The sequence below is a fragment of the Streptomyces sp. BE20 genome (assembly GCF_036322525.1).
GTDB lineage: Bacteria > Actinomycetota > Actinomycetes > Streptomycetales > Streptomycetaceae > Kitasatospora.
Genome location: NZ_JAQYWW010001143.1, coordinates 1 through 521, shown reverse-complemented (window position 1 = coordinate 521; position 521 = coordinate 1). Strand labels below are relative to the sequence as shown.

The following is a 521-nucleotide window of genomic DNA, read 5'->3' as shown; positions in this document are numbered from 1 at the left end:
CGAACAGGTGCTGCGGGTGTTGGAGCAGTACCGGGTCCGCCGGCTGCCGGTGATCAACCACCCGGAGCACGAGCTGGTCGGCATGATCAGCGAGGCGGAAATCGCGCGCAGCCTGCCGCAGGCGCGGCTGGCCGAGTTCGTGGCGGTCAGGTCGCGCGGGGGCATCACCAGCAGGCCGCGCGGGTTCTGCGGCTCCTGCCGGGCGATCACGAAGGTCTCGGAGAGGAACCGCTGGACCGCCCGGGTCTGCTCCTGCGGAGTGACCAGGTCGGTCAGCACGTCACCCGGGGTGAAGAGCACCTCCGGATCCCGGGGGCCGCCGACGCCCTCGGTCAGGTTGGTCGAGTCGTGGCCGACCACCAGCAGGGTGCCGCCGGGCGCCACCGCGGCGGCGTCGTGGTGGCCCTGACCGGAGTGGTCTTCGTCGGCGTCCTGCTGCTGCGCTGGGCGCCGTGGCGGACCACCGTGGCGGGCCTCGGTGCGCTGGGTGCCGGCGTGCTCTTCGCCAAGGCGCTGTCCTG

Annotated in this window: 1 protein-coding gene; it reads left to right on the top strand. The window is 73.1% G+C overall.

Going from position 1 to position 521, the window contains the following annotated elements; translation table 11 throughout:
• The first annotated feature begins 7 nt into the window (after positions 1 to 7).
• Positions 8 to 409, top strand: a complete 402-nt coding sequence (locus tag PUR61_RS36550) for a hypothetical protein (RefSeq protein WP_329883871.1) — start codon at positions 8 to 10, stop codon at positions 407 to 409.
• Positions 410 to 521: the final 112 nt, after the last annotated feature.